The sequence below is a fragment of the Streptomyces sp. NPDC028368 genome (assembly GCF_055565615.1).
This window is the reverse complement of sequence record NZ_JBVHTY010000005.1, coordinates 129,412-153,795: the sequence shown is the minus strand read 5'-3', so window position 1 is coordinate 153,795 and position 24,384 is coordinate 129,412. Positions and strand designations below refer to the sequence as shown.

The 24,384-nt window shown below is 69.8% G+C and carries 27 protein-coding genes; 17 read left to right on the top strand and 10 right to left on the bottom strand.

The annotated features are described in order from the left end of the window. Nucleotides 1-77: 77 nt before the first annotated feature. The 3 genes from ACZ4S3_RS13530 to ACZ4S3_RS13520 form a co-directional block, all read right to left on the bottom strand. Nucleotides 78-1,109, bottom strand: a complete 1,032-nt coding sequence (locus tag ACZ4S3_RS13530; RefSeq protein WP_467931873.1) for an alanine racemase — start codon at nt 1,107-1,109, stop codon at nt 78-80. Nucleotides 1,110-1,187: 78 nt separating this feature from the next. Continuing rightward, nucleotides 1,188-2,309, bottom strand: a complete 1,122-nt coding sequence (locus tag ACZ4S3_RS13525) for a lipid II:glycine glycyltransferase FemX (protein ID WP_467931872.1) — start codon at nt 2,307-2,309, stop codon at nt 1,188-1,190. A 129-nt stretch (nt 2,310-2,438) separates the two neighbouring features. After that, on the bottom strand, nt 2,439-2,756 hold the full coding sequence (locus ACZ4S3_RS13520; RefSeq protein WP_467931871.1) for a hypothetical protein: 318 nt from the start codon (nt 2,754-2,756) through the stop codon (nt 2,439-2,441). A 229-nt stretch (nt 2,757-2,985) separates the two neighbouring features. Between ACZ4S3_RS13520 and rpsF the strand changes: the two genes are divergently transcribed. From rpsF to rplI, 4 genes are all read left to right on the top strand, one after another. Further along, nucleotides 2,986-3,276 (top strand): 30S ribosomal protein S6, encoded by a 291-nt coding sequence (gene rpsF, locus ACZ4S3_RS13515; RefSeq protein WP_003978891.1) that lies wholly within the window; start codon nt 2,986-2,988, stop codon nt 3,274-3,276. 82 nt (nt 3,277-3,358) lie between these two features. Next, complete coding sequence (locus ACZ4S3_RS13510; RefSeq protein ID WP_467931870.1) at nt 3,359-3,958, top strand: single-stranded DNA-binding protein; 600 nt, start codon at nt 3,359-3,361, stop codon at nt 3,956-3,958. Nucleotides 3,959-4,069: 111 nt separating this feature from the next. After that, on the top strand, nt 4,070-4,306 hold the full coding sequence (rpsR, locus tag ACZ4S3_RS13505; RefSeq protein WP_003978893.1) for a 30S ribosomal protein S18: 237 nt from the start codon (nt 4,070-4,072) through the stop codon (nt 4,304-4,306). An 18-nt stretch (nt 4,307-4,324) separates the two neighbouring features. Then, entirely contained in the window at nt 4,325-4,771 is a 447-nt protein-coding gene (gene rplI, locus ACZ4S3_RS13500; RefSeq protein ID WP_392376581.1) for a 50S ribosomal protein L9, read from the top strand. Nucleotides 4,772-4,859: 88 nt separating this feature from the next. Here the strand turns inward: rplI and ACZ4S3_RS13495 are convergent, their stop codons facing one another. Beyond that, the gene (locus ACZ4S3_RS13495; RefSeq protein ID WP_467931869.1) at nt 4,860-5,726 is read right to left on the bottom strand and encodes a trypsin-like serine peptidase; all 867 of its coding nucleotides are present in this window, start codon (nt 5,724-5,726) and stop codon (nt 4,860-4,862) included. 40 nt (nt 5,727-5,766) lie between these two features. Continuing rightward, the gene (locus tag ACZ4S3_RS13490) at nt 5,767-7,104 is read right to left on the bottom strand and encodes an MATE family efflux transporter (RefSeq protein ID WP_467931868.1); all 1,338 of its coding nucleotides are present in this window, start codon (nt 7,102-7,104) and stop codon (nt 5,767-5,769) included. Nucleotides 7,105-7,568: 464 nt separating this feature from the next. Here ACZ4S3_RS13490 and dnaB point away from each other — a divergent pair, with 464 nt between their 5' ends. The 3 genes from dnaB (at nt 7,569) to ACZ4S3_RS13475 (ending at nt 10,101) form a co-directional block, all read left to right on the top strand. Continuing rightward, nucleotides 7,569-9,041 carry a replicative DNA helicase gene (dnaB, locus tag ACZ4S3_RS13485; RefSeq protein WP_467932490.1) on the top strand — a complete coding sequence of 491 codons (1,473 nt, stop codon included), beginning with the start codon at nt 7,569-7,571 and terminating at the stop codon, nt 9,039-9,041. A 238-nt stretch (nt 9,042-9,279) separates the two neighbouring features. After that, complete coding sequence (locus ACZ4S3_RS13480) at nt 9,280-9,549, top strand: hypothetical protein (protein WP_467931867.1); 270 nt, start codon at nt 9,280-9,282, stop codon at nt 9,547-9,549. Between the two features lie 141 nt (nt 9,550-9,690). After that, nucleotides 9,691-10,101 (top strand): hypothetical protein, encoded by a 411-nt coding sequence (locus ACZ4S3_RS13475; protein ID WP_467931866.1) that lies wholly within the window; start codon nt 9,691-9,693, stop codon nt 10,099-10,101. 250 nt (nt 10,102-10,351) lie between these two features. Here the strand turns inward: ACZ4S3_RS13475 and ACZ4S3_RS13470 are convergent, their stop codons facing one another. Continuing rightward, nucleotides 10,352-10,597: a hypothetical protein gene (locus tag ACZ4S3_RS13470; protein ID WP_467931865.1), complete on the bottom strand. Its 246-nt coding sequence runs from the start codon at nt 10,595-10,597 to the stop codon at nt 10,352-10,354. Between the two features lie 250 nt (nt 10,598-10,847). On the opposite strand from ACZ4S3_RS13470, the gene ACZ4S3_RS13465 reads away from it, so the two are divergent. After that, nucleotides 10,848-11,870 (top strand): alcohol dehydrogenase, encoded by a 1,023-nt coding sequence (locus ACZ4S3_RS13465; protein WP_467931864.1) that lies wholly within the window; start codon nt 10,848-10,850, stop codon nt 11,868-11,870. Between the two features lie 192 nt (nt 11,871-12,062). Here the strand turns inward: ACZ4S3_RS13465 and ACZ4S3_RS13460 are convergent, their stop codons facing one another. Next, nucleotides 12,063-13,013, bottom strand: a complete 951-nt coding sequence (locus ACZ4S3_RS13460; protein WP_467931863.1) for an SDR family NAD(P)-dependent oxidoreductase — start codon at nt 13,011-13,013, stop codon at nt 12,063-12,065. Nucleotides 13,014-13,065: 52 nt separating this feature from the next. Between ACZ4S3_RS13460 and ACZ4S3_RS13455 the strand changes: the two genes are divergently transcribed. From ACZ4S3_RS13455 to ACZ4S3_RS13430, 6 genes are all read left to right on the top strand, one after another. Further along, on the top strand, nt 13,066-13,494 hold the full coding sequence (locus ACZ4S3_RS13455) for a MerR family transcriptional regulator (protein WP_467931862.1): 429 nt from the start codon (nt 13,066-13,068) through the stop codon (nt 13,492-13,494). Nucleotides 13,495-13,763: 269 nt separating this feature from the next. Continuing rightward, nucleotides 13,764-14,993, top strand: a complete 1,230-nt coding sequence (locus ACZ4S3_RS13450; RefSeq protein ID WP_467931861.1) for a MerR family transcriptional regulator — start codon at nt 13,764-13,766, stop codon at nt 14,991-14,993. A gap of 15 nt (nt 14,994-15,008) precedes the next feature. Further along, nucleotides 15,009-15,746, top strand: coding sequence for a hypothetical protein (locus tag ACZ4S3_RS13445; RefSeq protein ID WP_467931860.1), 738 nt, complete (start codon nt 15,009-15,011; stop codon nt 15,744-15,746). A 283-nt stretch (nt 15,747-16,029) separates the two neighbouring features. After that, nucleotides 16,030-17,421: a serine hydrolase domain-containing protein gene (locus ACZ4S3_RS13440; RefSeq protein ID WP_467932486.1), complete on the top strand. Its 1,392-nt coding sequence runs from the start codon at nt 16,030-16,032 to the stop codon at nt 17,419-17,421. 137 nt (nt 17,422-17,558) lie between these two features. After that, nucleotides 17,559-18,698, top strand: coding sequence for a pyridoxal-phosphate-dependent aminotransferase family protein (locus ACZ4S3_RS13435; RefSeq protein WP_467931859.1), 1,140 nt, complete (start codon nt 17,559-17,561; stop codon nt 18,696-18,698). Between the two features lie 313 nt (nt 18,699-19,011). Continuing rightward, nucleotides 19,012-19,767: a TetR/AcrR family transcriptional regulator gene (locus ACZ4S3_RS13430; protein WP_467931858.1), complete on the top strand. Its 756-nt coding sequence runs from the start codon at nt 19,012-19,014 to the stop codon at nt 19,765-19,767. A 40-nt stretch (nt 19,768-19,807) separates the two neighbouring features. Here the strand turns inward: ACZ4S3_RS13430 and ACZ4S3_RS13425 are convergent, their stop codons facing one another. Further along, entirely contained in the window at nt 19,808-20,260 is a 453-nt protein-coding gene (locus ACZ4S3_RS13425) for a GNAT family N-acetyltransferase (RefSeq protein WP_467931857.1), read from the bottom strand. Nucleotides 20,261-20,310: 50 nt separating this feature from the next. Further along, complete coding sequence (locus tag ACZ4S3_RS13420) at nt 20,311-20,799, bottom strand: MarR family winged helix-turn-helix transcriptional regulator (RefSeq protein WP_467931856.1); 489 nt, start codon at nt 20,797-20,799, stop codon at nt 20,311-20,313. Between the two features lie 133 nt (nt 20,800-20,932). Here ACZ4S3_RS13420 and ACZ4S3_RS13415 point away from each other — a divergent pair, with 133 nt between their 5' ends. Beyond that, nucleotides 20,933-22,168, top strand: a complete 1,236-nt coding sequence (locus ACZ4S3_RS13415; protein WP_467931855.1) for an MFS transporter — start codon at nt 20,933-20,935, stop codon at nt 22,166-22,168. Nucleotides 22,169-22,248: 80 nt separating this feature from the next. Continuing rightward, nucleotides 22,249-22,680 (top strand): GlcG/HbpS family heme-binding protein, encoded by a 432-nt coding sequence (locus ACZ4S3_RS13410; protein WP_467931854.1) that lies wholly within the window; start codon nt 22,249-22,251, stop codon nt 22,678-22,680. 60 nt (nt 22,681-22,740) lie between these two features. Here the strand turns inward: ACZ4S3_RS13410 and ACZ4S3_RS13405 are convergent, their stop codons facing one another. Next, nucleotides 22,741-23,247 (bottom strand): DUF2269 domain-containing protein, encoded by a 507-nt coding sequence (locus tag ACZ4S3_RS13405; protein WP_467932480.1) that lies wholly within the window; start codon nt 23,245-23,247, stop codon nt 22,741-22,743. A gap of 127 nt (nt 23,248-23,374) precedes the next feature. Here ACZ4S3_RS13405 and ACZ4S3_RS13400 point away from each other — a divergent pair, with 127 nt between their 5' ends. Beyond that, the gene (locus ACZ4S3_RS13400; protein ID WP_467931853.1) at nt 23,375-24,010 is read left to right on the top strand and encodes an HAD family hydrolase; all 636 of its coding nucleotides are present in this window, start codon (nt 23,375-23,377) and stop codon (nt 24,008-24,010) included. Nucleotides 24,011-24,384 lie beyond the last annotated feature (374 nt).

Sequence of the window (24,384 nt, the reverse complement as noted above, 5' to 3'; positions counted from 1 at the left end):
CGCATCGGGCCCGGTGCCGCAGAGGATGTCTGCGGCACCGGGCCCTTGGCGTTGCGGAGCGCTGGGGCTCGGCCGGTTCAGCGGTCCACGATGCGGTCGAACTGGGTGGTGGTGTGCCGGAGGTGGGCCACCAGCTCCTCACCGACCTGCGGCTCGGCCGCATCCGTCGGTACGAACAAAATCGACACCTGCATGTGCGGCGGCTCCGCGAACCAGCGCTGCTTCCCGGCCCATACGTACGGTGCCAGGTTGCGGTTGACGGTCGCCAGACCCGCTCGGGCCACACCCTTGGCGCGGGGCATCACACCGTGCAGCGCCTTGGGGGACTCCAGGCCGACGCCGTGCGAGGTGCCGCCGGCGACCACGACCAAGTAGCCGTCGGAGGCTGCCTTTTGCTGGCGGTAGCCGAAGCGCTCCCCCTTCGCGACCCGGGTGACATCGAGGACCGAACCGCGGTACTCGGTCGCGTCGTGGTCGCCGAGCCACAGCAGCGTGCCGATCCGCGCGCGGAAGCGGGTCTGCGGGAACTGCTGCTGGAGACGGGCGAGTTCCTGGGCCTTGAGATGGCTCACGAACATGGTGTGCAGCGGGAGCCGGGCGGCGCGCAGCCGGTCCATCCAGCCGATGACCTCGTCGACCGCGTCGGACCCGTCGGCACGGTCCAGCGGCAGATGGATCGCGAAACCTTCGAGCCGGACGTCCTCGATGGCCGCGGCAAGCTTCGGCAGGTCCTCCGGCTTGACGCCGTGCCGCTTCATGCTGCTCATGACCTCGATGACGACGCGGGCGCCGACCAGACCGCCGACACCTTCGACCGAGGAGACCGAGCGGATCGCGCGGTCGGGCAGCGGTACCGGCTCCTCGCCGTGCCGGAACGGGGTCAGGACGAGCAGGTCGCCGCTGAAGAAGTCCTTGATACGGGCCGCTTCGTAGGTCGTACCGACGGCGAGGATGTCGGAACCGAGGCGGGTCGCCTCATCGGCGAGTCGCTCATGGCCGAAGCCGTAACCGTTGCCTTTGCAGACCGGGACCAGCCCGGGGAACTGCTGGAGCACGCTCTGCTGGTGTGCCCGCCAGCGCGCGGTATCGACGTAGAGAGTGAGCGCCATGGCCGGGCCCGGGACCTTTCTCGTAGCTGGGTGTCTCAGGGTACGAATGGTGCGGTGGAGCTGTCGGCGGTGCGCAGGCTATCCGCGGAGCGACATCGCGATGTCGAACGCCTTCTGCATCAGCTTGTTGAGCGGGAAATCCCACTCACCGAGGTACTCCGCTGCCTGCCCACCCGTACCGACCTTGAACTGGATCAGGCCGAAGAGATGGTCGTTCTCGTCGAGGGAGTCGCTGATGCCGCGGAGGTCGTAGACCGAGGCGCCGAGTTTGTAGGCGTCCTGCAGCATGTGCCACTGCATTGCGTTGGAGGGGCGGACCTCCCGGCCGATGTTGTCGGAGGCGCCGTAGGAGTACCAGACGTGCCCGCCGACGACCAGCATCGTCGCGGCGGAGAGGTTCACGCCGTCGTGCCGCGCGAAGTACAGCCGCATGCGGTTGGGGTCCTCGGTGTTGAGGGCTTTCCACATGCGCTGGAAGTAGCTGAGCGGCCGCGGCCGGAAGTGGTCGCGCTCCGCGGTGATCTCGTACAGCCGCTGCCATTCGGCCAGATCGTCGTAGCCGCCCTGGACGACCTCGACGCCGGCCTTCTCGGCCTTCTTGATGTTGCGGCGCCACAGCTGGTTGAAGCCCTTGTGGACCTCCTCCAGGGTGCGGTCGGCGAGCGGCACCTGGAAGACATAGCGAGGCTGCACGTCGGCGAACCCGGCGCCGCCTTCCTCGCCCTGCTGCCAGCCCATGCGGCGGAGCTGGTCGGCCACCTCGAAGGCGCGCGGCTCGATGTGGGTCGCCTCGACGTCGCGCAGGCGCTTGACGTCCTGGTTCTGGATGCCGGCCTTGATCGCGGCGGCGTCCCAGCGGCGGATGATGACCGGCGGGCCCATCTTCACGGTGAAGGCGCCCTGCTGCTTGAGGTGCGCAAGCATCGGCCGCAGCCAGTCCTGAAGGTTCGGCGCGAACCAGTTGATGACCGGGCCCTCGGGGAGATAGGCGAGGTAGCGCTTGACCTTGGGCACCTGGCGGTAGAGGACGAGGCCGGCGCCGACCAGTTCGCCGCTCGCGTCGAACCAGCCCAGGCTTTCCGACCGCCATTCGGCCTTGACATCCGCCCAGGCAGGGACCTGCATGTGGCTGGCCGCGGGCAGGCTCTGGATGTATGCCAGATGCTGCTCTCGACTGATGGTCCTCAGGGTCAGGGTCATGCGGGGCGCTCCTCGGCAGGTGTGTCCCCATTGTCGGGGCTCCGGCTCTCGCGCCGAAGCCTACTGTGACCGGGGAGCGCCCCGACTGGGCCGTAGGCGCACGGCCCCTACGCGTCCTGATCCGTTGCGCTAACCGATGACGCCGCCGAAGAGGCCGCCGTGTGCCAGGCCGAGGTAGAAGCCGAAGGCCGCCGCCCCGAGCCCGATGATCAACAGGAAGCGTTCACCTGTCGTCGACGAGATGAACTGGCCCCAGAGGCCGGTGCCGATTCCGACCAGGCCGACCCAGGAGCTGACCAGGTGCAGACCGGGGGAAAAAGTGGCGAAGGCGGCGATCGCGCCGAGGACTACGGTCACGATGGCGAGAGTGTTCTCGACGGGATGAGCCTGGCCGTCGCTGTTGAGCAGCGAGATCAGGCTGCGCTGGGTCCTTACTGCCTGTGCCATGCGGCACCTCCGATGACAGGGCGGCGCACTGTAACGCCGCTCACACCCGTTGTGTTCCAGATTGAGGGGTGTGGCGCTCGGATTTCAACCGGAAGGCCTGAGGCAGGTACTCTGTACGGTCTGCGCCCATGTCTGTCCGGATACTCCGGCCGGGCTGGGTGCGGAACGCATACGACCCTCCTGCCACGGAACGACCGTGGCCGCTGAGTCCAAAGGAGGTGGGTTCTACATGCGTCACTACGAGGTGATGGTCATCCTCGACCCCGATCTCGAGGAGCGCGCTGTCTCCCCGCTGATCGAGAACTTCCTCTCCGTCGTCCGTGAGGGCAACGGAAAGGTTGAGAAGGTCGACACCTGGGGCCGTCGTCGTCTCTCGTACGAGATCAACAAGAAGCCTGAGGGCATCTACTCGGTCATCGACCTGCAGGCCGAGCCCGCGGTCGTCAAGGAGCTCGACCGTCAGATGAACCTGAATGAGTCGGTCCTCCGGACCAAGGTCCTCCGTCCCGAGACCCACTGAGCGCGCAAGCGCCCAGCGGTAACCGGGTTCGAGTAGCAGCAACACCAGCAGCCAGCAGCACACCCGCCGAGAGGTTCCCCTAATGGCAGGCGAGACCGTCATCACGGTTGTCGGCAATCTTGTCGACGACCCCGAGCTGCGCTTCACCCCGTCCGGTGCGGCGGTCGCGAAGTTCCGCGTCGCGTCCACTCCCCGCACCTTCGACCGTCAGACCAATGAGTGGAAGGACGGCGAAAGCCTGTTCCTGACCTGCTCGGTGTGGCGTCAGGCGGCGGAGAACGTCGCCGAGTCCCTTACGCGGGGTACCCGCGTGGTCGTGCAAGGCCGCCTTAAGCAGCGGTCGTACGAGGACCGCGAGGGCGTGAAGCGCACGGTCTACGAGCTCGACGTCGAGGAAGTGGGCGCGAGTCTGAAGAACGCCACGGCCAAGATCACCAAGACCGGTGGTCGCGGTGGCCAGGGCGGCGGCGGCTTCGGCGGCGGTCAGCAGGGCGGTGGCGGCCAGGGTGGCGGCAGCTGGGGCGGCGGCTCCGGCGGCGGCCAGCAGGGCGGCGGCGGTGCTCCCGCCGACGACCCGTGGGCGACCAGTGCTCCTGCCGGCGGCGGCCAGCAGGGTGGCGGCGGCGGCGGTGGCTGGGGCGGCGGCTCCGGCGGCGGCTACTCGGACGAGCCGCCCTTCTAGGTCCGTACACCGGCATATCTCCGCGGTGTTTCACGTGAAACACCGCCGTGGGAACGGCCGGGGGCCTTGAGGGCGTCAGCACAAACTTCTTGAACTCACTGGAGAGAGACAATGGCGAAGCCGCCTGCTCGCAAGCCCAAGAAGAAGGTTTGCGTGTTCTGCAAGGAGAAGATCTCCTACGTTGACTACAAGGACACGAACCTGCTGCGGAAGTTCATTTCCGACCGCGGCAAGATCCGTGCCCGCCGAGTCACCGGCAACTGCACTCAGCACCAGCGTGACGTCGCCACGGCCGTGAAGAACAGCCGTGAGATGGCGCTGCTGCCCTACACGTCCACCGCGCGATAAGGGAAGGGTGACCGAAACATGAAGATCATCCTCACCCACGAGGTCTCCGGCCTCGGCACCGCCGGCGACGTCGTTGACGTCAAGGACGGTTACGCCCGTAACTACCTGGTCCCGCGTGGTTTCGCGATCCGCTGGACCAAGGGTGGCGAGAAGGACGTCGAGCAGATCCGTCGCGGTCGCAAGATCCGCGAGATCGCCACGATCGAGCAGGCCAACGAGGTCAAGGGCCAGCTCGAGGGCGTCAACGTGAAGCTGGCCGTTCGTGCCGGCGACGCGGGCCGCCTGTTCGGCTCCGTCACCCCGGCCGACGTCGCCTCGGCGATCAAGGCTGCCGGTGGTCCGGACGTCGACAAGCGCCGCGTCGAGTTCGGTTCGCCGATCAAGACCCTGGGCGCGCACCAGATCTCCGTGCGTCTGCACGCCGAGGTCGTTGCGAAGCTCGGCGTCGAGGTCGTTGCCGCGTAATCGCAGCAGCACAGCACCACGCTGAAGGGCCGTACCCCGTCACCGGGGTACGGCCCTTCTTCTTGTCCGGGGCGCCGGGGGCCGCGGCTCAGTCCACGTCCTGGGCGTGTTTGTACAGGTCGGCGACGTCGTCGTCGAAGTACGCGGCATAGGAGACATCGTCCTGGTCGCCACCGCCTTCGTGGCCGCCCAGGACGCCGATGACCGTGCCGGTGTGGCTCTTGGGGTCGTAGTCGGCCAGCCAGGGGCTGCCGCTGGTGCCGCCCTCGAAGTCGGTGCACTGGATGCGCAGCTGGGTGTCGCTGAACTTCGTGGTGCGGTTCTGGCAGGAGATCGGGATATTGCGGCTGGTGGGATAGCCGGTGATCTTGACCTCGTTGTCGTAGCCGCGGTCGATGCCGAGGGTGTTGCCGCCCAGGACGTCCTGGATCTGCTTGCCGTCCTTCTTGTCGAGCATGAGGAAGGCGACGTCGAGATCCTCGTCCTGTGACTTGGCCCAGCGGTGGTCGACGACCACCTTCTTGACCTTCCACAGGCCGGTGGGCTCTTCGCCGTTGCGGTAGTCGGGGGCGAAGACGAGATCGTTCACCGTGGTTCCGGCGTCGGCGTCGAAGGCGCAGTGTGCCGCGGTGATGAGCATGTTCCGGCCGGGGCTCTGGACGACGCTTGCGGTGCAGAAATGGTCGCCGCGGTCGTCCTTCTCGAAGACCGCGCCGATCCGGGCGTTCTGCTCCGTTCTGCGCGGGGTGTAGGCGTTTCCGTCGTCGGCCGGTGCGGTCGCGGCGGGATCCTGGTCCTGGGGATCCTGGCCCGGCTCACCGGATTTGCCGAAGCTGCTGCGGCCTCTGTTGCTGAGGCCTGTATCGGCGTCCTCTGCGGCGTAGCCCACCACAGCGGCTGCCACGATGACGATGAACGTCAGGGGCAGGACGGATTTCCTGGCGAGCGCACGCACACGGTCATTATCGACAGCCACTCGCGGGTTACGGGACAGTTCAGCGGGAGGCTCCGGTCACAATCCACCGGCCCGAGCGGGTGCGCAGCCAGAGCGTCAGCATGCGCACGGTCATCATCAAGGCCATCGCCCACCACAGGGCGACCAGTGCGCCGCCGAGTGCGGGTACGGTCAGCGCCACGGGCGCGAACAGGGCCAGGGTCACGACCATCGCCCAGGCGAGGTACCGGCCGTCGCCCGCGCCCATCAGGACGCCGTCGAGTATGAAGACGATGCCGGAGATGGGCTGGGTGACCGCCACGACCAGGAGTGTGGTCATCAGGGGGCCCCGGACGGCGGGGTCGGCGGTGAACAGGGGGATGAACAGCGGCCGGGCGAGCGCGACCAGCACCCCGAGTACCAGGCCCGAGGCGATGCCCCACTGCACCATGCGGCGGCATGCGGCCTGGGCGCCGTCGCGGTCGCCCGCACCGAGGTAGCGCCCGATGATCGCCTGGCCGGCTATCGCTATGGCGTCCAGGGCGAACGCCAGCAGGGACCAGAGCGTGAGCACGATCTGGTGGGCGGCGATCTCGGCGTCGCCGAGCCGGGCGGCGACGGCTGTGGCGATCATCAGCACTGCGCGCAGCGAGAGGGTGCGGACCAGCAGTGGGACGCCGGCCTGTGCACAGGCCCGTATCCCCGTCGCGTCGGGGCGGAGCGAGGCGCCGTTGCGGCGTGCGCCACGGATCACGACGGTGAGGTAGGCGGCGGCCATGCCGCACTGGGCGATGACGGTGCCCCAGGCGGAGCCCGCGATGCCCAGGCCGACGCCGTAGACCAGGCCGGCGTTGAGTGCGGCGTTGGCGGAGAAGCCGCCGATGGCGACGTACAGCGGGGTCTTGGTGTCCTGGAGGCCGCGGAGTACGCCGGTGGCGGCCAGCACGACGAGCATCGCGGGGATGCCGAGGGCGCTGATGCGAAGGTAGGTCGTGGCATACGGTGCGGCGGTGCCGGATGCGCCGAAGGCTTCGACGAGCCAGGGGGCGGTGGGCAGTACGGCCGCGATGACCGCGGCGCCGAGGAGGAGGGCGAGCCAGATGCCGTCCATGCCCTGTCGGATGGCGGCGGGGAGATCGCCGGCGCCGACTCTGCGGGCGACCGCGGCGGTGGTGGCGTACGCGAGGAAGACGAACACGGAGACCGCGGTGGTCAGCAGGGCGGCGGCGACGCCGAGGCCGGCCAGCTGGGAGGTGCCGAGGTGGCCGACGACTGCGCTGTCGACCATGACGAAGAGAGGTTCCGCGACCAGTGAGCCGAAGGCCGGCAGGGCGAGTGCGATGATCTCGCGGTCATGGCGGCGGTGGGCGCGCCGTGGCGTCGCGGGAGCCTGTGTCATGCAGGCAATCTAATCTTCCACAGGTAAGAGATGCAACTGTCGAGTGATCCTTACTTTCCGCTGTGCGGAGTCGCGGTCTCCGCGCCGTTTGCCGTGATCTTGAACAGGTCGCGAAAGTTTTTCTCCCCCACAGCCTATGGATGAGAAAACTGCAGGTCACGAGCCTGTTGGTGAGCTGATTGTGTGCTTGTCCACAGTAGTTTCCCCCGGGTCGTGCACAGGTTCTGGGGACTTCTCCACAGCTAGAGGCCCGTCATCCACACGGCCTGTGGATAACCAGATTGGCGGACGGTGCCCGCGGGCCTACCGTGGTCCGGCACCCGCCGCCTGTTCCGACCTGAGACATCGTCCGAACTCGACGCGCCGTAACCGGAGTCGGGCGTCTCGATTGTCAGAGCTGTGCCGTAAGAAAGAAGAGCACAGCAAGGTCCGCGTCGCGGACGGGAGGAGGTGCCGGGGTGAGTATGCCCGAGCCCATGGAGGACCCCTGGGCGGACTCCGGTCCGAGCGACCGGCTGCCGGCGCCCCGCTCCCGTCGAGGCGAGGGAAAGGGCCGCGGGCGCGGCGACCGCCAGGAGCGCGGCGACGATGACGGCGGTTCCTGGGCGGGCGGCTTCGAGCGGGTCCCTCCGCAGGATCTGGACGCGGAGCAGTCGGTGCTCGGCGGCATGCTGCTGTCGAAGGACGCCATCGCCGATGTCGTCGAGGTCCTCAAGGGCGACGACTTCTACCGCCCCGCCCACGAGCTGGTCTTCCAGGCCATCCTTGATCTGTACGCCAAGGGCGAGCCCGCCGACCCGATCACCATCGCGGCGGAGCTCACCAAGCGCGGGGAGATCGGGCGGGTCGGCGGCGCGTCCTATCTGCACACCCTCGTCCAGTCCGTGCCGACGGCCGCCAACGCCGAGTACTACGCGGAGATCGTCCACGAGCGCGCCGTGCTGCGCCGGCTGGTCGAGGCCGGCACCCGGATCACGCAGATGGGATACGCCGCGGACGGCGACGTCGACGAGATCGTCAACAGCGCCCAGGCGGAGATCTACGCCGTCACCGAGCAGCGGACCAGCGAGGACTATCTGCCGCTCGGGGACATCATGGAGGGCGCCCTCGACGAGATCGAGGCGATCGGCTCGCGCCAGGGCCAGATGACGGGTGTGCCCACCGGCTTCACCGACCTCGATTCCCTGACGAACGGCCTGCACCCGGGCCAGATGATCGTGATCGCGGCCCGTCCCGCCATGGGTAAGTCGACCCTCGCGCTGGACTTCGCGCGGGCCTGTTCGATCAAGAGCAATCTGCCGAGCGTGATCTTCTCGCTCGAAATGGGGCGCAACGAGATCGCGATGCGTCTGCTCTCCGCCGAGGCCCGGGTGGCGCTGCACCATATGCGCTCCGGCAGCATGACGGACGAGGACTGGACGCGGCTGGCCCGCCGGATGCCGGATGTGTCGGCCGCGCCGCTGTACATCGACGACTCGCCCAACCTCTCGATGATGGAGATCCGTGCCAAGTGCCGTCGGCTCAAGCAGCGCAATGAGCTGAAGCTGGTGGTCATCGACTATCTGCAGCTGATGCAGTCCGGCGGTTCGAAGCGGGCCGAGAGCCGTCAGCAGGAGGTCTCGGACATGTCGCGAAACCTCAAGCTGCTGGCGAAGGAACTGGAGCTTCCGGTGATCGCGCTCTCCCAGCTGAACCGTGGCCCGGAGCAGCGCACGGACAAGAAGCCGATGGTCTCCGACCTGCGTGAATCCGGATCGATCGAGCAGGACGCCGACATGGTGATCCTGTTGCACCGCGAGGACGCCTACGAGAAGGAATCCCCACGCGCGGGCGAGGCCGACCTGATCGTGGCGAAGCACCGTAACGGTCCTACGGCGACGATCACCGTGGCGTTCCAGGGGCACTACTCGCGGTTTGTGGATATGGCGCAGACGTGAGGCAGGCGGCTGTGGGGTCTCACATTCCGTGTCCTCATCTCAGCTCCGATGGCCAAGTGGTGGCCGATAGCACGCGGTTCTGAGGCTGGCTCAGCGTTCGTCAGGCGCATCCCTCTGACTACCCGCCGATCACCGGGCGGGCCCGGCGGTGGTGGCCGGGGCTCGAATCGGAGTCGGTACGCGGCCTTCGCTACGACCGTGAGGTCGGCGGGCCGCCAGGGTGCCTATGCTGCCGCGCATGGAACAGGAGCTGGAGATTCCGTTGACCGGCGGCCGGATCACGAAGGGGGTCGTCCGTGTCGGGGACACGGTGCGGCGGCCGGTCGGGCACTCACCGTTTGTGCACCGGCTGCTGCGGCATCTGGAGGACGTCGGCTCCGACGCCGCGCCGAGGCTGCTCGGAACCGATGCCAAGGGCCGCGAGATCCTCAGCTTCCAGCACGGTGAAGCCCCGGCCGCCTTCCGGGCCCATCGACCGGGGCGTGGAAAGCAGCAGCTGACGGGGTGACCGAAAGCGGTCCGCACAGCACGGAGGGGAGGGCGGCGCGACCGACGCCGTGGCCCAGCTGCCGGCACAGACCCGGGACGGGGGCGCCCTGAGGCCGGCTGACCTCTCGGCCCTGCGGGGGCTTCTTGGCATCATCTCGGCATGGCCCCAGCTCTTCCCCGCACCATCCGAGCCGTCGACACCGACCAACTCCTCGACCTGCAACAGGAGGCCGCCACATGCGGCTTCAGCCAGCGGCTCCCGGTCGACTGGCTCCAAGAACACCTCGCCGCAAAGGCGACGCACTACGTGGTCCCCACAGTCGTGCACCGGCTCAGCCACCGACCCGAAGTGTCGCCGCAGTGGAGGTGCCGGCTGCTGCTGACCGTCAGGACCGGCGAACGGATTTGGGGTCTGCTCGACGTCCTTCCCGACACCTTCGACAAGCTTCCGGAGACCTTGGACGGGGCGTCCAGGAAGGACATCGTCAGTCGCATCGAGCGAGCCGTGCCCCAGCGTGAGTGGGCAGAACGGATGACCGCTGAGGCCGCTCCCGAAGGGCCACGGAACTGAGACAGGGGCGCGTGGACATGGGCTGAGAAAGCCCAGAAACCCGCTGGTCAGGGCTGTGCCCTCTGACTCGAGCCGCGAGATCCACCAGCGGCGTGGGTTCTCGGCTCGCGCGGTGCGGTGCATGTCGGGCCCGATCTTCGTGGCCCTGCGCTTCAGCGGTTCCGCAGAAGCGCAAAAAACGGGTCCCGGTGTCCGGCCTGTGGCTCGGGCACCGAGACCCATTTCAGCTATCTACACGACTGTCCGGCGCTCACCAACCTTCACACCCCATGTCCGAACCCACGCGGGTGGCCTGCCCGCCCGCGGAGCCCTCGCCGTTCAGCGCGTTGCCCAGGAGGCCGTTGAGGATTCCGACCTCGCCGAGGACGTCGACGTTCAGGTCGTGCGACTTGCAAACGCCGCGGCCTCCGCCGTGGGCGTTGGCGGTGCCGGCGCCGAGGAAGCTGACGGTGGCGAGGACGGCGGCCACGACAGCAGCCTTGCGAACCTTGCGCATTTTTCCTCCATTGGTTGTCCGGATGCGATCCGTAACAGATCCACTGCGTACAGTTACGGCAGATTAATATGAAAAATCCCGCAGCGCTCTTCGGCACCGCCATCCGGGTCCGGCCGCCCGATGGCGCGCAACACCCGGGTCCGGCCTCGGGCAACCGGCCCCGCCATTCCGCACTTCGGCGCGCGTGACCGGTCCGTAGCTGGTGTGCTGGTTGAGGGGGCCGTCGTCCCTTTACCCGGGAGAAGTCCAGATGAGCACCTACCGAGTCGCGCAGGTGGCCGCCGCCGGCGGCCCCTTCGAAATCGTCGAGCGTGAGGTTCCGCGGCCGGGCCCCCGCCATGTGCGGGTGGCCGTGGACGCCTGCGGGATCTGCCACAGCGACGTCTTTTTCGTGGACGCGTTGTTCCCTGGAGTCCGGTTTCCACTGGTCGCCGGGCATGAGATCGCCGGGCGCATCGAGGAGCTCGGTGAGGGCCTGGATGACTGGGGATGGCAGGTGGGCGACCGGGTGGCGGTGGGCTGGTTCGGCGGCAGCTGCGGTCACTGCACGCCCTGCCGCCAGGGCGACTTCATCGTGTGCGAGAACTTGAAGGTCCCCGGGTGGGCATACGACGGCGGGTACGCGGAGTCGGTGATCGCTCCGGTGGATGCCCTGGCCCGGATCCCCGATGCGCTGGCGGCGGCCGACGCGGCGCCCATGGCCTGCGCGGGGGTGACCACGTTCAACGGGTTGCGGCGCAGTTCCGCGCGGCCGGGCGACCTGGTCGCCGTACTCGGCATCGGTGGCCTCGGCCACCTGGGGGTGCAGTACGCGGCCGCGATGGGCTTCGAAACCGTGGCCATCGCCCGCGGGGCCGGCAAGGCCGACTTCGCCAAGCAGCTCGGCGCGCACCACTACATCGACAGCACGGCGGACACCCCCGTCGCGGACGCGCTGCAGTCCCTCGGCGGCGCCAAGGCGGTCCTGGCCACCGCGTCCAACTCCGACGCCGTCACGGCGACCCTTGACGGGCTCTCCCATCGCGGCGAGCTGGTGGTCATCGGCGCGGCCCCTGAACCGCTGGGAATCAACCCGGCTCAGCTGATCCTCAGCGGCAGGGTCGTCCGCGGTCACCCGGCCGGCACCGCGCAGGACGTCCAGGACACGCTGGCGTTCAGCGCCCTGCACGGAATCCGGCCGGTGACCGAGATCGTGCCGCTGGACCAGGTGGACGAGGCGTACCGAAAGATGCTCTCCGGCGCCGCTCGCTTCCGGATGGTGCTCAACCCCTGACGCATCCGGCTCTCGGCTTCCCCGGCTGGTCTCGTTGCGTTCGCCGAGCGCCTGCACCGGGCCGTGATCGGCGGGTACGGCGCGCGGGCGCACTCCGGCGGGGGCACGGGGGCACCGCACCTGGCCCATGCGGCTCGCCGCCCGTCGGCGAGGGTCAGCGACGGGAGAGCAGAGCCGCGCGTCGGGATTCCCTCAGAACGCGTTCAGCCCGGTGAGTTCGCACGAGAGCTCCCAGAGGCGGGATGCCGCATCGGGGTCGGTCGCCCAGGGCTTGACCCCGCCGATGAGCATGTCGTCGGTGCCGGCCGGCTCGGCGATGTCGCAGTCCTGGCAGTAGGCCCCGCCGCGGTCATCGAGCAGCGGGGATGTCGCCGCCCACACGGCTGTTGCCGCACCTTGCGCCGGAGCCTTGAAGCCGTCGGCCGGCTTGCCGTCCGGGCTCACCCAGCCGTGCGCGGACCACTCCTCGCGGGGAATGTGGCGCTGCAGCGGGGTGAGGATGCTGCCGGGGTGTACGGCGAAGGCGTGCAGGTCGCTTGCGGCGCCGATGCCGTCGAGGTGGCGAGCGAACAGGGCGTTGGCGGTCTTGGACTGGGCGTAGGCGAGCCAGCGGTCATAGCCGGTACGGAAGTGGATGTCGTCCCAGCGGATGTCGGACAGGAAGTGGCCGGACGAGGCCACGGCCACGACCCGGGCGCCCGAGGCGAAGGACGGACGGAGGCGGTGGACGAGCGCGAAGTGTCCGAGGTGGTTGATCGCGAAGTGCGCTTCCCAGCCGGGGCCGACGCGGGTCTCGGGGCAGGCCATCACGCCCGCGCCGTTGATGAGGATGTCGAGAGTGCGTCCGGATTCCAGGAAGCGGTCGGAGAACGTACGGACGCTCGCCAGGTCTGCCAGATCAAGCGTGTGGACTTCTGCCTGGGGGATGTCGTGCAGGGCTTCCGTCGCGGCGGAAGCCCGACGAGCCGGAACGATGACATGCGCTCCCGCGCGGACCAGAGCGCGAGTGGTTTCCAGGCCGAGGCCGGAGTAGCCCCCGGTGACCAGGGCGGTGGTGCCTGCCAGGTCGATGTCGGCGAGTACGTCATCGACCGTGCTGTGAGCACCGAACCCGGTGCCGATCTTCTGCTGCTTCGTGATCATGCACGGGACGCTAAAACCTAGAGTGCGCGCTAGGTCAAGGTACGGTTCCGTCATGAGCGAGGGCACAAGTGGCCTGTCCATCGGGCGGGTTGCCGAGGCGACGGGGATGAGCGTGCATGCGCTGCGGTTCTTCGAGCGCGAGGGGTTGTTCCTGCAGGAGATCCCGCGGTCCGGTGGTGGGCAGCGGATCTATGAACAGGCGGATGTGGACTGGCTGTTGCTGTGCAACCGGCTCCGCGCTTCCGGTATGCCGATCGCCACGATCAGGAAGTTCGCCGAACTCGTCCGCTCCGGTCCGGGCAATGAGCCCGACCGCCTCGCGCTGCTGCGGGAGCACGAACGGAATGTCCGAGCCAAGATCGATGACCTCAATGCCAGTCTGGAGGTCATCCACACCAAGGTCGTCACCTACGAGCGGCACCTGCACGACGGAACCGCTGCCGGACTGTGGTCCCCGACGCCGTCAGACGCCGGCGGCTGACGGCGGCGCGGCTCAGCGCGGCAACCTCAGTTGCCTGGAGGAGATCTATGGCGGCCTGGCCGAGATGCCCTCCGATGCCGCAACGAGGCACCGGATGGTCTCCGCCCCGCCTGCCCTGCCCGCCCCGGACGCCGCGAGTAGAACGACGACGAATGACAACGCCGTACCGGACCGTGAACTCCTACTTCCTCCACTTCCTCCACTTCCTCGCCTTCCCGGCAGTCGAAGGCTTTGACCTTCAGGTTGGTTGAGGCCCGAGAATCCCGCTCATGGACGAGGAAGAGCTGTTGGGCATCGGCGCGTTCGCGCGGCGGGTGGGACTGGCGCCCAGTGCGTTGCGGTTCTACGACGACTGCGGGGTACTGCGGCCGGCCAGAGTGGACGAGGTGACGGGGTACCGGTACTACGACGCGGGGCAGGCGGTCCGAGGCGTGCGGCTGCGGCGGTTGCGGGCGGCGGGCTTGCCGTTGGTGGATGTCGCGGTGGTGCTGGACGGGTCGGCGGAAGCGGCGCGTGGCGTGCTGCGGGCGCATCTGGAACGGACACGGCGTACGGCGGACGAGGCGCAGGCGGTGGCCGAGGGCTTCCTTCGGGAAGTGGCGGGGTGCACGGGGCCTCACTGGGCGCGGGCCCGGGTCGATGGCGCCGAGCTCGCCGGTGCGGTGCGGCAGGTGGCGCCCACTGCGGCTGTGGGGGCGGCGCGCGAGGAGTTTCCGGTACTGGGCTGTGTGCTGCTCGAACTCGTCGACGGCGAGGTGCATTTGGTGGCCACGGACCGCTATCGGCTGGCCGTGCGGGTGCTGCGGGCAGCGGACTTCGAGGGTGGGCCACGCAAGGTGCTGATCGCGGCGGAGGCGGCGCACAGCCTGGCGGAGTGGGCCGTACGGCAGGTGACGGTCGAGGTGGAGTGTGCGGCGGAGCCGGCGGATGGGGCGGTAAGGGCGGGGGTCCGGCTGTGGGGCGGTGCGGAGGAGTGCGGGAAAGGGTCGCAGGAGTGGGAGTGGGGGTGGGAGCCGAAGGAGCAGAAACAGGAGTGGGAGCAGGTGCAGGAAGAGGAACGGATCCGTGGCCAGGGCCGGGATCCCGAGGAGTTTCCGGACTACCGGCTGATGCTGGAGGGGCTGGAGGCCGTGCGGCATCGGATCGTCGTCGACCGGGTCGGGCTGCGGGACGCGGTTGCCGGGCGGGGCGGTGTGGTGACGCTCGCCGCGGAAGCGGGGCCCGGGAGCGGGCGGATGCTGGCGGTGGCGGGCGGGGAGCGGGAGCCCGTGCGGTTGCAGGCGGTGTGCAGGGGGTCGGTGCCGCGCATCGTCTTCGACCCGGCGGTACTTGTGCCCGCGCTGGAGGCAGGAGTGGGGCCCGATGTGCTGCTGGAGATCGCCGCGGCGGACCGTCCTGTCGTGGTCCGGTCCGCGGACCAGGGGAGTTTCACGACGTTGGTGATGCCGGTGAGCGAGCGGACCGGTGCCGCTGCGCATACGGGGCGTACCGAGGACTGAAGGGGGAAGCAGGCGATGGATCCGGAACTGCCTGTCGTGCGGCTGTGTGTGGCGGGGATGCGGGCCGAGGCGGAGGGGCGGGCCGCCAGGGCGCATGAGCTCTTTCGGCAGGCATGGGATGCGGCCGGTGACGACTACGAGGCGTGTATCGCCGCGCACTACCTCGCGCGGCACCAGAGCTCGCCCGCGGAGACGCTCCGCTGGAACCAGGAGTGCCTGGACCGGGCCGACCTGGTGGCGGACGAGCGGGTGCGGGGTTTTTACCCCTCGCTGTACGTGAACATGGGGCGGGCCTACCAGGAGTTGGGGCAACCGATACCGGCGTACGGGTACTTCGTACGGGCCGCCGAGCGGGTGGGTGAGCTGCCCGAGGGGCAGTACGGCGACTGGAATCGGTTCGCGATCGCGGAGGGGCTGCGTGCGACGGCGCCGGAGGCTTTGGATCCGGGGACGGAAGCGTCGGATCCGGGGACCGAGGCGTCGGATGTCGGGAGGGAGAGCGAGCCCGCCGCGCCCCGGGGCATCGAGGAAGGTATCGACGGGGGCATCCGGGAGCTGCTGGCGCGGTGGTGTGCACGGGCCGATCTCAAAGCGCTGGGCCTGACGCTTCCGGCCTACCTCGGGTATCTGGGCACGGACCAGGACCGGATGCGGCTGCGGGCCGCGCTGCACACCGTGCATGCGGCGCGCTGGTTGCCGGAGGACGAGCAGAGGGCGCTGGGCGCGGTGATCGGGGTGGCTGGGCTGCGGTGACGACGCGGGTGGCGGGCCCGGAAAGACCTCGCGTGCGGGGCGGTGGCCGGGAGATGGTGATCCGCGGTGGGCAGAGTCCGCCGCTGAACCGCATCGGCCGTTGAGGAGCGCCATGACCATCGCCGCGTCCGCCGGGTCCAAGAAGCCCGAGTCCCAGAAGCCCAGGGGCGAAGACCCCGGGATGCAAGAAGCCGACGCCCTGCCCGAGCCGCGTGCGGGCGAGCCGGGGCCGGCGGCCGTCCGGGCGGAGACGGTCGATACCGGCGAGGCGTATACCGCGCTGATGCCGGAGACACGACGGGCGCTGCTGCGCAGGCTCGCCGTCGGGCAGGCCGAGGGGCGGGCGCCCTCGATGATGGGCGCGGTCGTCCGCGATGGCCGGACGGTGTGGACGGGCGCCCGGACGTCGGTGCCGGGAGAGGTGCCCCATGGCGATGTGCAATACCGGATCGGTTCGCTCACCAAGACCTTTGTCGCGGTGATGGTGCTGCGGCTGCGGGACGAAGGGCTGCTGCGGCTGGAGGATCCGGTCGGCAGGCACCTGGAGGGGACACCGGTGCCGGATGCGTCGATCGCTCAACTGCTGGCGCACAGTTCCGGATTGGCGGCGGAGGCGCGGGGGCCGTGGTGGGAGCGGACCGCGGGCGATCTGCGGCCCGAGCCGGCCGATCTCTTCGGTGAGCGGCCGCAGCGGCTCCCGGCCGGACGACGGCATCACTACTCCAACCCCGGCTACGCTCTGCTCGGCGCGCTCGTCGAACGGCTGCGGGGCGGTGAGCCGTGGGGCGAGGTGCTCCGGCGCGAGGTGCTGGAGCCGCTGGGCATGGCGCGTACGACGCTGCGGCCGGAGATGCCGCACGCGGGCGGCTGGGCGGTGCACCCGTGGGCCGATGCGATGCTGCCCGAACCGGCCCAGGACACCGGGCTGATGGGCCCGGCGGGCCAGCTGTGGTCCACGCTGGAGGACCTGTGCCGGTGGGCGGCGTTCCTGCTGCGGGGCGATGAACGGGTGCTGAGCGCGTCGAGCGTCGCCGAGATGCGGACCCCGGCGGTGCCGCCCGAGGGGGACGAGTGGGAGGGCGGTTACGGCCTGGGGCTGCAGCTCGTACGGACGGACCCGCGACGAACAGGCGGAGGTGAGGCGGCATCGGGCGGGCGCCGACTGGCCGGGCACACCGGCTCCATGCCGGGATTTCTGGCGGCCCTGTGGATCGACGTCGAGGAGGACGTTGCCGGGATCGCCCTGGCCAACTGCACCTCGGGCCCCGCGATCGCGGGGATCGCGGCCGACCTTCTGGAGACCGTGGCCGGCCGTGAGCCACGGATTCCGGAGCCCTGGCGCCCGTCGGTCGGGCCGCTCGACCGGGAACTCCTGGCACTGACCGGGCCCTGGTACTGGGGTGCGCGCCCGTTCGTACTGCGGCTGCGGGCGGAGCGCGGGCTGGAGTTGTCGCCGTTGTCGGGGGCCGGGCGCGGCTCGCGGTTCCGGCCGGAGCCGGACGGCAGCTGGACCGGTCTGGACGGCTACTACGCGGGCGAGACGCTGCGGGTGGTGCGCGCGGAGGACGGCTCGGTCAGCCATCTGGACCTGGGGACCTTTGTCTTTACCCGCGGTCCGTACGAGCCCTCAGGGCCCGTGCCGGGCGGGGTCGACGAGGAGGGCTGGCGGGTCTGAGCGGCAGGGCGGGGCCGGGTTGGAGGGCCGGGGCCCGTACGGCGGGGGTGTTGTGGGCGGACGTACAGTCGAGCCAGATATCAGCAGCCGCACCGGATCGCGCGGCTCGTTTACCGCTGGAAGGCCCTGTGACTGCCGTGTCTGACCCGACCGCGAACCCCGCCGCCCCGGACCTGCTCGACCTGCCGCCGCTCACCGCAGCCCACTTCGCGCGGATCGAGGACAAGGTCGCCGCGCTGATGGGCACCCGTTGCGACGTTGTGGCGATGCAGGGCGAGGCGCTGCTGCCGCTGGAGGCCTGCATCCGCTCGGCCGTACGGCCCGGCAGCACCGCACTCAACATCATCACCGGTCCGTACGGCGAGACCTTCGGCGGCTGGCTGCGTTCCTGTGGCGCCGAGGTCGTCACCATCACGGCGCCGTTCACGGGTGCGGTGGGTCCCCAGCAGGTGGCGGACGCGCTGCGGGAGCACCCCGAGATCGACTTCGTGAGTCTGGTGCACGCCGAGGCGGCGACCGGTAACACCAACCCGGTCGCCGAGATCGGTGCCGTGGTGCGCGAGCACGGGGCGCTGCTGATGCTCGACGCGGTCGCTTCAGTCGGTGCCGAGCCGCTGCTCACGGACGAGTGGGGCGTGGACCTGTGTGTGATCGGCGGGCAGAAGGCGCTGGCCGGGCCGGCCGGGGTGTCCGTGGCGTCGGTCAGTGCTCGTGCCTGGGAGCGGATCATGGCCAATGAGCAGGCTCCGCGGCGCTCGTATCTCTCGCTGCGGGACTGGAAGGAGCGCTGGATCGACGGCGGCCGCACCGCTCTTCCGCACGCTCCGGCGCAGCTGGAGATGCTTGCCCTGGAGCAGGCGGTGGACCGTATCGAGGCCGAAGGGCTGGACGCGGTCATCGCGCGGCACCGTGCGGCGGCCGCGGCGGTCCGTGCGGGCGTAGCCGCGCTGGGCGGGCTCGTGCCGTATGTGATCCGGGACGAGGACGCGGCGCCGGCCGCGACCACGCTGCGGGCGCCGACGGGGCTGGATGCCCGCGAGGTGGTGTCCGCCGCGTTCGCCGCCGATGGCTCGGTGCCGGTGCAGGCCGCCGCGGGTGCGCTGGCCAAGGAAATGATCCGGGTGAACCACTACGGCCGCGCCGCGGACCGTGGCGTGGTCCTGGACTCGCTCGCGGCGCTGGCCGCCGGCCTGCGGGCGCTGGGCGTGGACACGGACGAGGCTGCGTCGGCCGGTTCGGCGGGCGCGGCGTGGGACGAGGTTGTTGCCGCGCACTGATGAGCTAGTTCATCGCTGACGTTGGCCCGGGGCCGGCGGAGGCCGCGGGGTGGGGCCCTGTTTCACGTGAAACCGAGCGTTTCACGTGAAACAGGGCCCCTTTGTCTGAGCGCGCCACCGCGGTCCGCCCGGCTCGCCCGGCTCGCCCGCCCAGCCCAGCCCGCCGCCCCAGCCCACCCCACCCCACCCCAGCCCGCCCCGGCGCGGCCCTCGGCACCCCCTTTTCAGCCCCCTCATAGAATCGGAATGAACGGCCCGGTTGAATTCCGGGCGGGCTCGGCGGTGGTGCCGGGCGGTCTGAGGAGGCGTGCGGATGACGGACGGCGGGTCGGCTCCCTCTCGTGCGGATGCGCGGCGCAATCGTGCGCTGGTGCTGCAGGCGGCCCGATCCGCCTTCGAGGAACAGGGGTTGGGGGTCCCGCTCGGCGAGATCGCGCGTCGCGCCGGAGTGGGCGCGGGGACCGTGTACCGCCATTTCCCGTCCAAGGAAGCTCTGTTCAGGGCGTCGATCGTGGACCGGATGCAGCTGTTCACCGATACGGCAAGGGACTTGGCCGATGCCGAGGACCCGGGCGGGGTGTTCTTCCGCTTCCTGGGATCGGTGGTGCGGCTCGCCGCACAGAACAAAGCGCTCTGCGATGCGCTGGAGGCGGCGGGTGAGGCGGGTGCCGGTATGCCGCCGGGGCCCGAGGGGGACTTCGCGCAGGCCCTGGATGTCCTCCTGCAACGGGCTCAACAGGCGGGCGCCGTACGGCAGGACGTCGAGTTGGGCGATGTCCGTGCGGTGTTGATCGGGTGTATGTCGATGGAGCGACGGCGCTCCGGTGCGGGCGGTGCGGCGGGCGCGCCGGGCCGGATGACGGCGCTGATGTGTGACGGGCTGCGGGCGAGCCGTACCGTAACGAAACTGCCGTCAGTGGCCGCTGGGCGTAACGAAACACGGTGCGAGGTGTGTGACGGGCCGGTCGCAGTGGCCCGCACCGGCCGGCCCGCGCGCTACTGCGGTGCCGCCTGTCGGCAGAAGGCGCACCGGATGCGGGCACGGGAGCGCGCCGGGCGCGGCCGGTAGTGCCGGGCCGCGCCTCGGCGCAGCAGCGTGCGGCCCCGCCTCAGAGCAGAAGCTTGAAGCCCAGGTGGGAGGCCTCGAAGCCGAGGCGCTCGTAGAAGCGGTGGGCATCGACACGGGTCGCGTCGGAGGTGAGCTGCACCAGAGCGCAGCCGAGCGCACGGGATTCGGCGATCGACCACTCGATGAGCTGGGTGCCCAGGCCGCTGCCCCGCTCGTCGGCGTGGACCCGCACGCCCTCGATGAGCGAGCGGGCGGCGCCGCGGCGGGAGAGGCCGGGGATGACGGTGAGCTGGAGGGTGCCGACCGTACGGCCCTCGCGCACCGCGACGACCAGGTGCTGCTGGGGATCGGCGGCGATCGCCTCGTATGCGGCGCGGTACGGGGTCAGGTCGTCCGGCGATTCGCGGGCGGCGCCCAGCGGGTCGTCGGCCAGCATCGCGATGATGGCGGGCAGGTCGGCCTCGGCCGCACGGCGTATCTCGATATCGCTCATGGGCGCGACCTTATGCGGTGCCCGTCGGGCGCCGGCCGTCCGTGCCCGCGCTATGCCGACGGCGCAAGCGTCTCGACGGCCGTGACCAGCGGCGCCAGTTCGGGGCGCTTCGCGGCGTCCTGGAGGGCCTCGCGCAGCGCGCTGTCGTGCGTCGGCCGGGCCTCCTCCAGAAGGGCGAGGCCGTCCGGCGTGACGTTGGTGTAGATGCCGCGCCGGTCGTCCGGGCACAGATAGCGCTCCAGCAGCCCGCGGTCCTCGAGCCGGGTGACCAGGCGGGTGGTGGCGCTCTGGCTGAGGACCACGGCGTCCGCGACCTGGTGCATCCGCAGATGGCCGCCCGGTCCGCTGTGCTGCTCGCTGAGCACATTGATGACCGAGAACTCACGGACGCTGAGGTCGTGCTTGGCCTGGAGAGCGCGCTCGATGTGTGACTCGATGCGGCCGTGCAGGGCGGAAAGCGCGCACCAGCCCTGGGCGAGCCCACGGCCGGATGACTCTGCGACTGCTGCCTGCGGCGTCGCGTGCGTCTGCTGCGTCATCGAAGACCTCCTCATGGGTCGTACGAACCAGGATAGGACACGTTCGAAATAGCCCGCGCTTGCAAGTAACACGCGTCTGCAATTATTGTGGACGCTCGTAAAGGACGGACGCAAACATTTGAAGGGATCCGTCATGCCTCTCGCACTCCTGGCGCTCGCCATCGGCGCCTTCGGGATCGGAACGACTGAGTTCGCGGTCATGGGCCTGCTGCCCGACATGGCGGCCGGATTCGGTGTCTCCGTCCCGCTCGCCGGTTACGCGACCACCCTCTACGCCCTGGGCGTGGTGGTCGGAGCGCCGCTGATGACCGCGCTCGGCACGCGATTCACGCGCAAGCAGATGCTGACGCTGCTGATGGGCCTGTTCATCGTGGGCAACCTGCTCACGGGCCTCGCGCCGAACTTCGGGCTCATGCTGGCCGGGCGGATCGTCGCCTCGTTCACGCACGGCGCGTTCTTCGGCATCGGCGCCCTGGTGGCCGCCGACCTCGTCGCCCCGCACAAGCGCGCCGCCGCCCTCTCGATGATGTTCAGCGGCCTGACCGTCGCCAACGTCGTGGGCGTACCCGCGGGCACCATGCTCAGCCAGCAGTTCGACTGGCGGACGACGTTCTACGCCATCGCCGCACTCGGTGTGCTTGCCCTGCTGGGCGTCGTCAAGCTCGTCCCCGCGCACTCGGCGAAGGCGGCCTCGCGCATCGGCAGCGAGCTCGCGGTCTTCCGTAACCCGCAGGTCGGCCTCGCGATGCTGATGACGGTCCTCGGCTTCGGCGGCGTCTTCGCGGCCGTCACCTACCTCGCCTCGATGATGACCGAGGTCACCGGCTTCGCCCCGTCCTCCGTCATCTGGCTGACGGCCGTCTTCGGCCTCGGCATGGTCGGCGGAAACCTGGTCTCCGGGCGGTTCACCGACCGCGCCATGATGCCGATGCTGTACGTGGCGCTGACCGGTCTGGCGCTGGTGCTGGCCGCGTTCACCTTCACCGCGCACGACAAGGCCGGCGCCACCATCACCATCGCGCTGATCGGCTTCTTCGGCTTCGCGACCGTGCCGCCGCTGCAGAAGCGGGTGATGGACCAGGCCGCCTCGGCACCCACCCTCGCCTCCGCGGGCAACATCGCCGCCTTCAACTTCGGCAACGCGCTGGCCTCTTGGCTCGGCGGGATCGTCATCTCGGCCGGACTCGGCTTCACCGCGCCCAACTGGGTCGGCGCGCTGATGACCGTCGGGGCGATCGGTGTGGCGGTCCTCGCCTCCGCGCTGGAGCGGCGTACGGGAGGCCGCGGCCAAGTGGTGGCCGGCGGCGGGCCCTCCTCGGAGGCCGACCGGTCGGTGTCTGACCAGCCGGTGGCCAACCAGGCCGCGTAACCGACGCATTCCATCTGAACCACCCCATAGCCCATCACTCCCCACCGCACCACGCATCACCCCCTCAAGGAGCACACCCCATGAGCACCACCACCCCCACCGTCCGCCCCCTCACCACCCGCGATGCCGATGTGCTCATCGAGGCCGCCATACGGGCCGCCGACAGCCTCGGCGTACGAGGCAGCGTCACCGTGCTGGACGCGGGCGGTCACCTCCTCGGCTTCCGGCGGGATGACGCGGCCGTGCTGATCTCCGGCGAGACCAGCACCCGCAAGGCCTACACCGCGCTCCAGCTGGACACGCCGACCGCCGACCTCGTCGATCTCGTACGACCCGACGGGCTGTTCCACACGCTGCCCACCGCGCTGGACCGGCCGCTGCTCTTCATCGCGGGCGGGGTGCCGCTCCACCGCGACGGCCGGCTGATCGGCGCGATCGGCTTCGGCGGCGGCGCCCCGGAGCAGGACCACCGGATCGCCATCGCGGCGACGGCGGAGGCGGAGCTCGCCTGAGGGCGGTGAGGCTCCACCGGGCCGACTGCGCCCGGCGGCCGGACGGACTGCGCCCGCCGGCTAGGCCGACTGTGCCCGGCGACGCAGTCGGCTGCCGCGTTGGGTCGGCCCCCAGGGCTTGAGCACGGAGACCGCGGTGATGAAGAAGTACGTGGCCGTGGCGACCGCCGGGGCGACGACGAGGCTGATGTCGGGCGTCGGGGTGCCCGCGGCGGCCTGCGCCGCAAGGTGGTTGATGCCCGGCCGGAGGGAGAAGACCGACAGCAGCACCGTGATGAGGGTCAGCCAGAACTTGGTGTACACCCAGCGGTGCCGGGCCAGTCCCCATGGCGTACCGAGAGCCAGGACCAGGCCGCTGACCAGGGCAATCAGCGCCACCGGAAGAACCAGCCAGTCGCCGAAGATCTTCATGGCGCGGTAGGCGGCCGCCGCCGTGCCGGGGGAGGCGGTGGTGTAGCCGGTGAGGCTCAGGGCGAGCAGCCCGAGCGTGAGCCCGAGCCAGCCGACGGAGACGGCGACATGGACGACGAGGACGGCCCGGCGTGCCGGGCGGCTGAGCTGTGGCATGCCTTCCACGGTGGCGGGCGGGGCCGCGCCGTACATCTGACGGCGGGAGTATTCCCGCGTACGCGGCGGTGAGTACGCGGCGATCCGCGCTGAACCCGCCCGGAGGGCGATGAGTACCCTCCGACGCATGACGAAGCTCCATCTGTTCGATATGGACGGGACCCTGCTGTACGGGTCGGCGGCCGCCGTCGAGATCTCCCGGCAGCTCGGGCTGGACCGGGAGATCGCCGAGTTGGAGCGCGGATTCGTGGCGGGCGAGCTGACGTCGGCGCGGTTCGCGCAACTGGCGGCCGATCTGTGGGCCGCCGAACTGACCGAGCTGCACCTTGCGGCGGCATTCGACAACGCGCCCTGGCTGTCCGGGATCCGGGAGGTCTGGGCGGACATCCGTTCACGTGGCGAACGGTGCGCGGTGATTTCCCTGTCGCCGGACTTCTTCGTCGAGCGGCTGCTGACGTGGGGCGCAGATGCGGCCCGCGGCTCGCGCTGGCCCGCGGTGCCGATCCGGCAGCAGGTGGAGCCGGCCGGCATCCTCACGTCGGCGGCGAAGGTACGGATCGCAGATGAACTCTGTGTGCAGTACGGGCTGACCCGCGCGGACTGCGTGGCGTACGGCGACTCGGTGTCGGACACCGACCTGTTCGCGATGGTTCCGGCATCGGTGGCCGTAAATGCGGACCACCATGTCAGTGACGGCGCCTCATATACGTATGTGGGGCGTGATCTGCGCGAGGCATACGAACTGGTGCGTACTGGCCAGTAATTCGGAGCTTTCTACGGCGGCTTTCGTCCATGGTATGTACGGAAAATGCACTCTGTGGGGAGTGTCACTGTTATCGAAGGGGGCGCGCTGAGTGTTCCCAGATCAGGGCTTGTGGTTTCAACCAGTGCCGGTATGGTCGAGTCCGGCTCGGCGGGGGTCAGGGCTTCCGTGGGCGCGCGAGGGGCACGTAAGCCCACCAGCCTACCGGCGAAGCGGCTCATGGCGACCGAACTTCCGGCTATTTGTCCGTTGTGCTGAGCCGGAGTGGCATGCTGCTGAGTCGGCATCCGCGCTGATTGCTCCGGGGAAGAGGAGTTTGTCTGTTTTGGAGGGTGTTGCCGGAGTAGCTTGAGTCGATTAAGAATTCCGGGGCA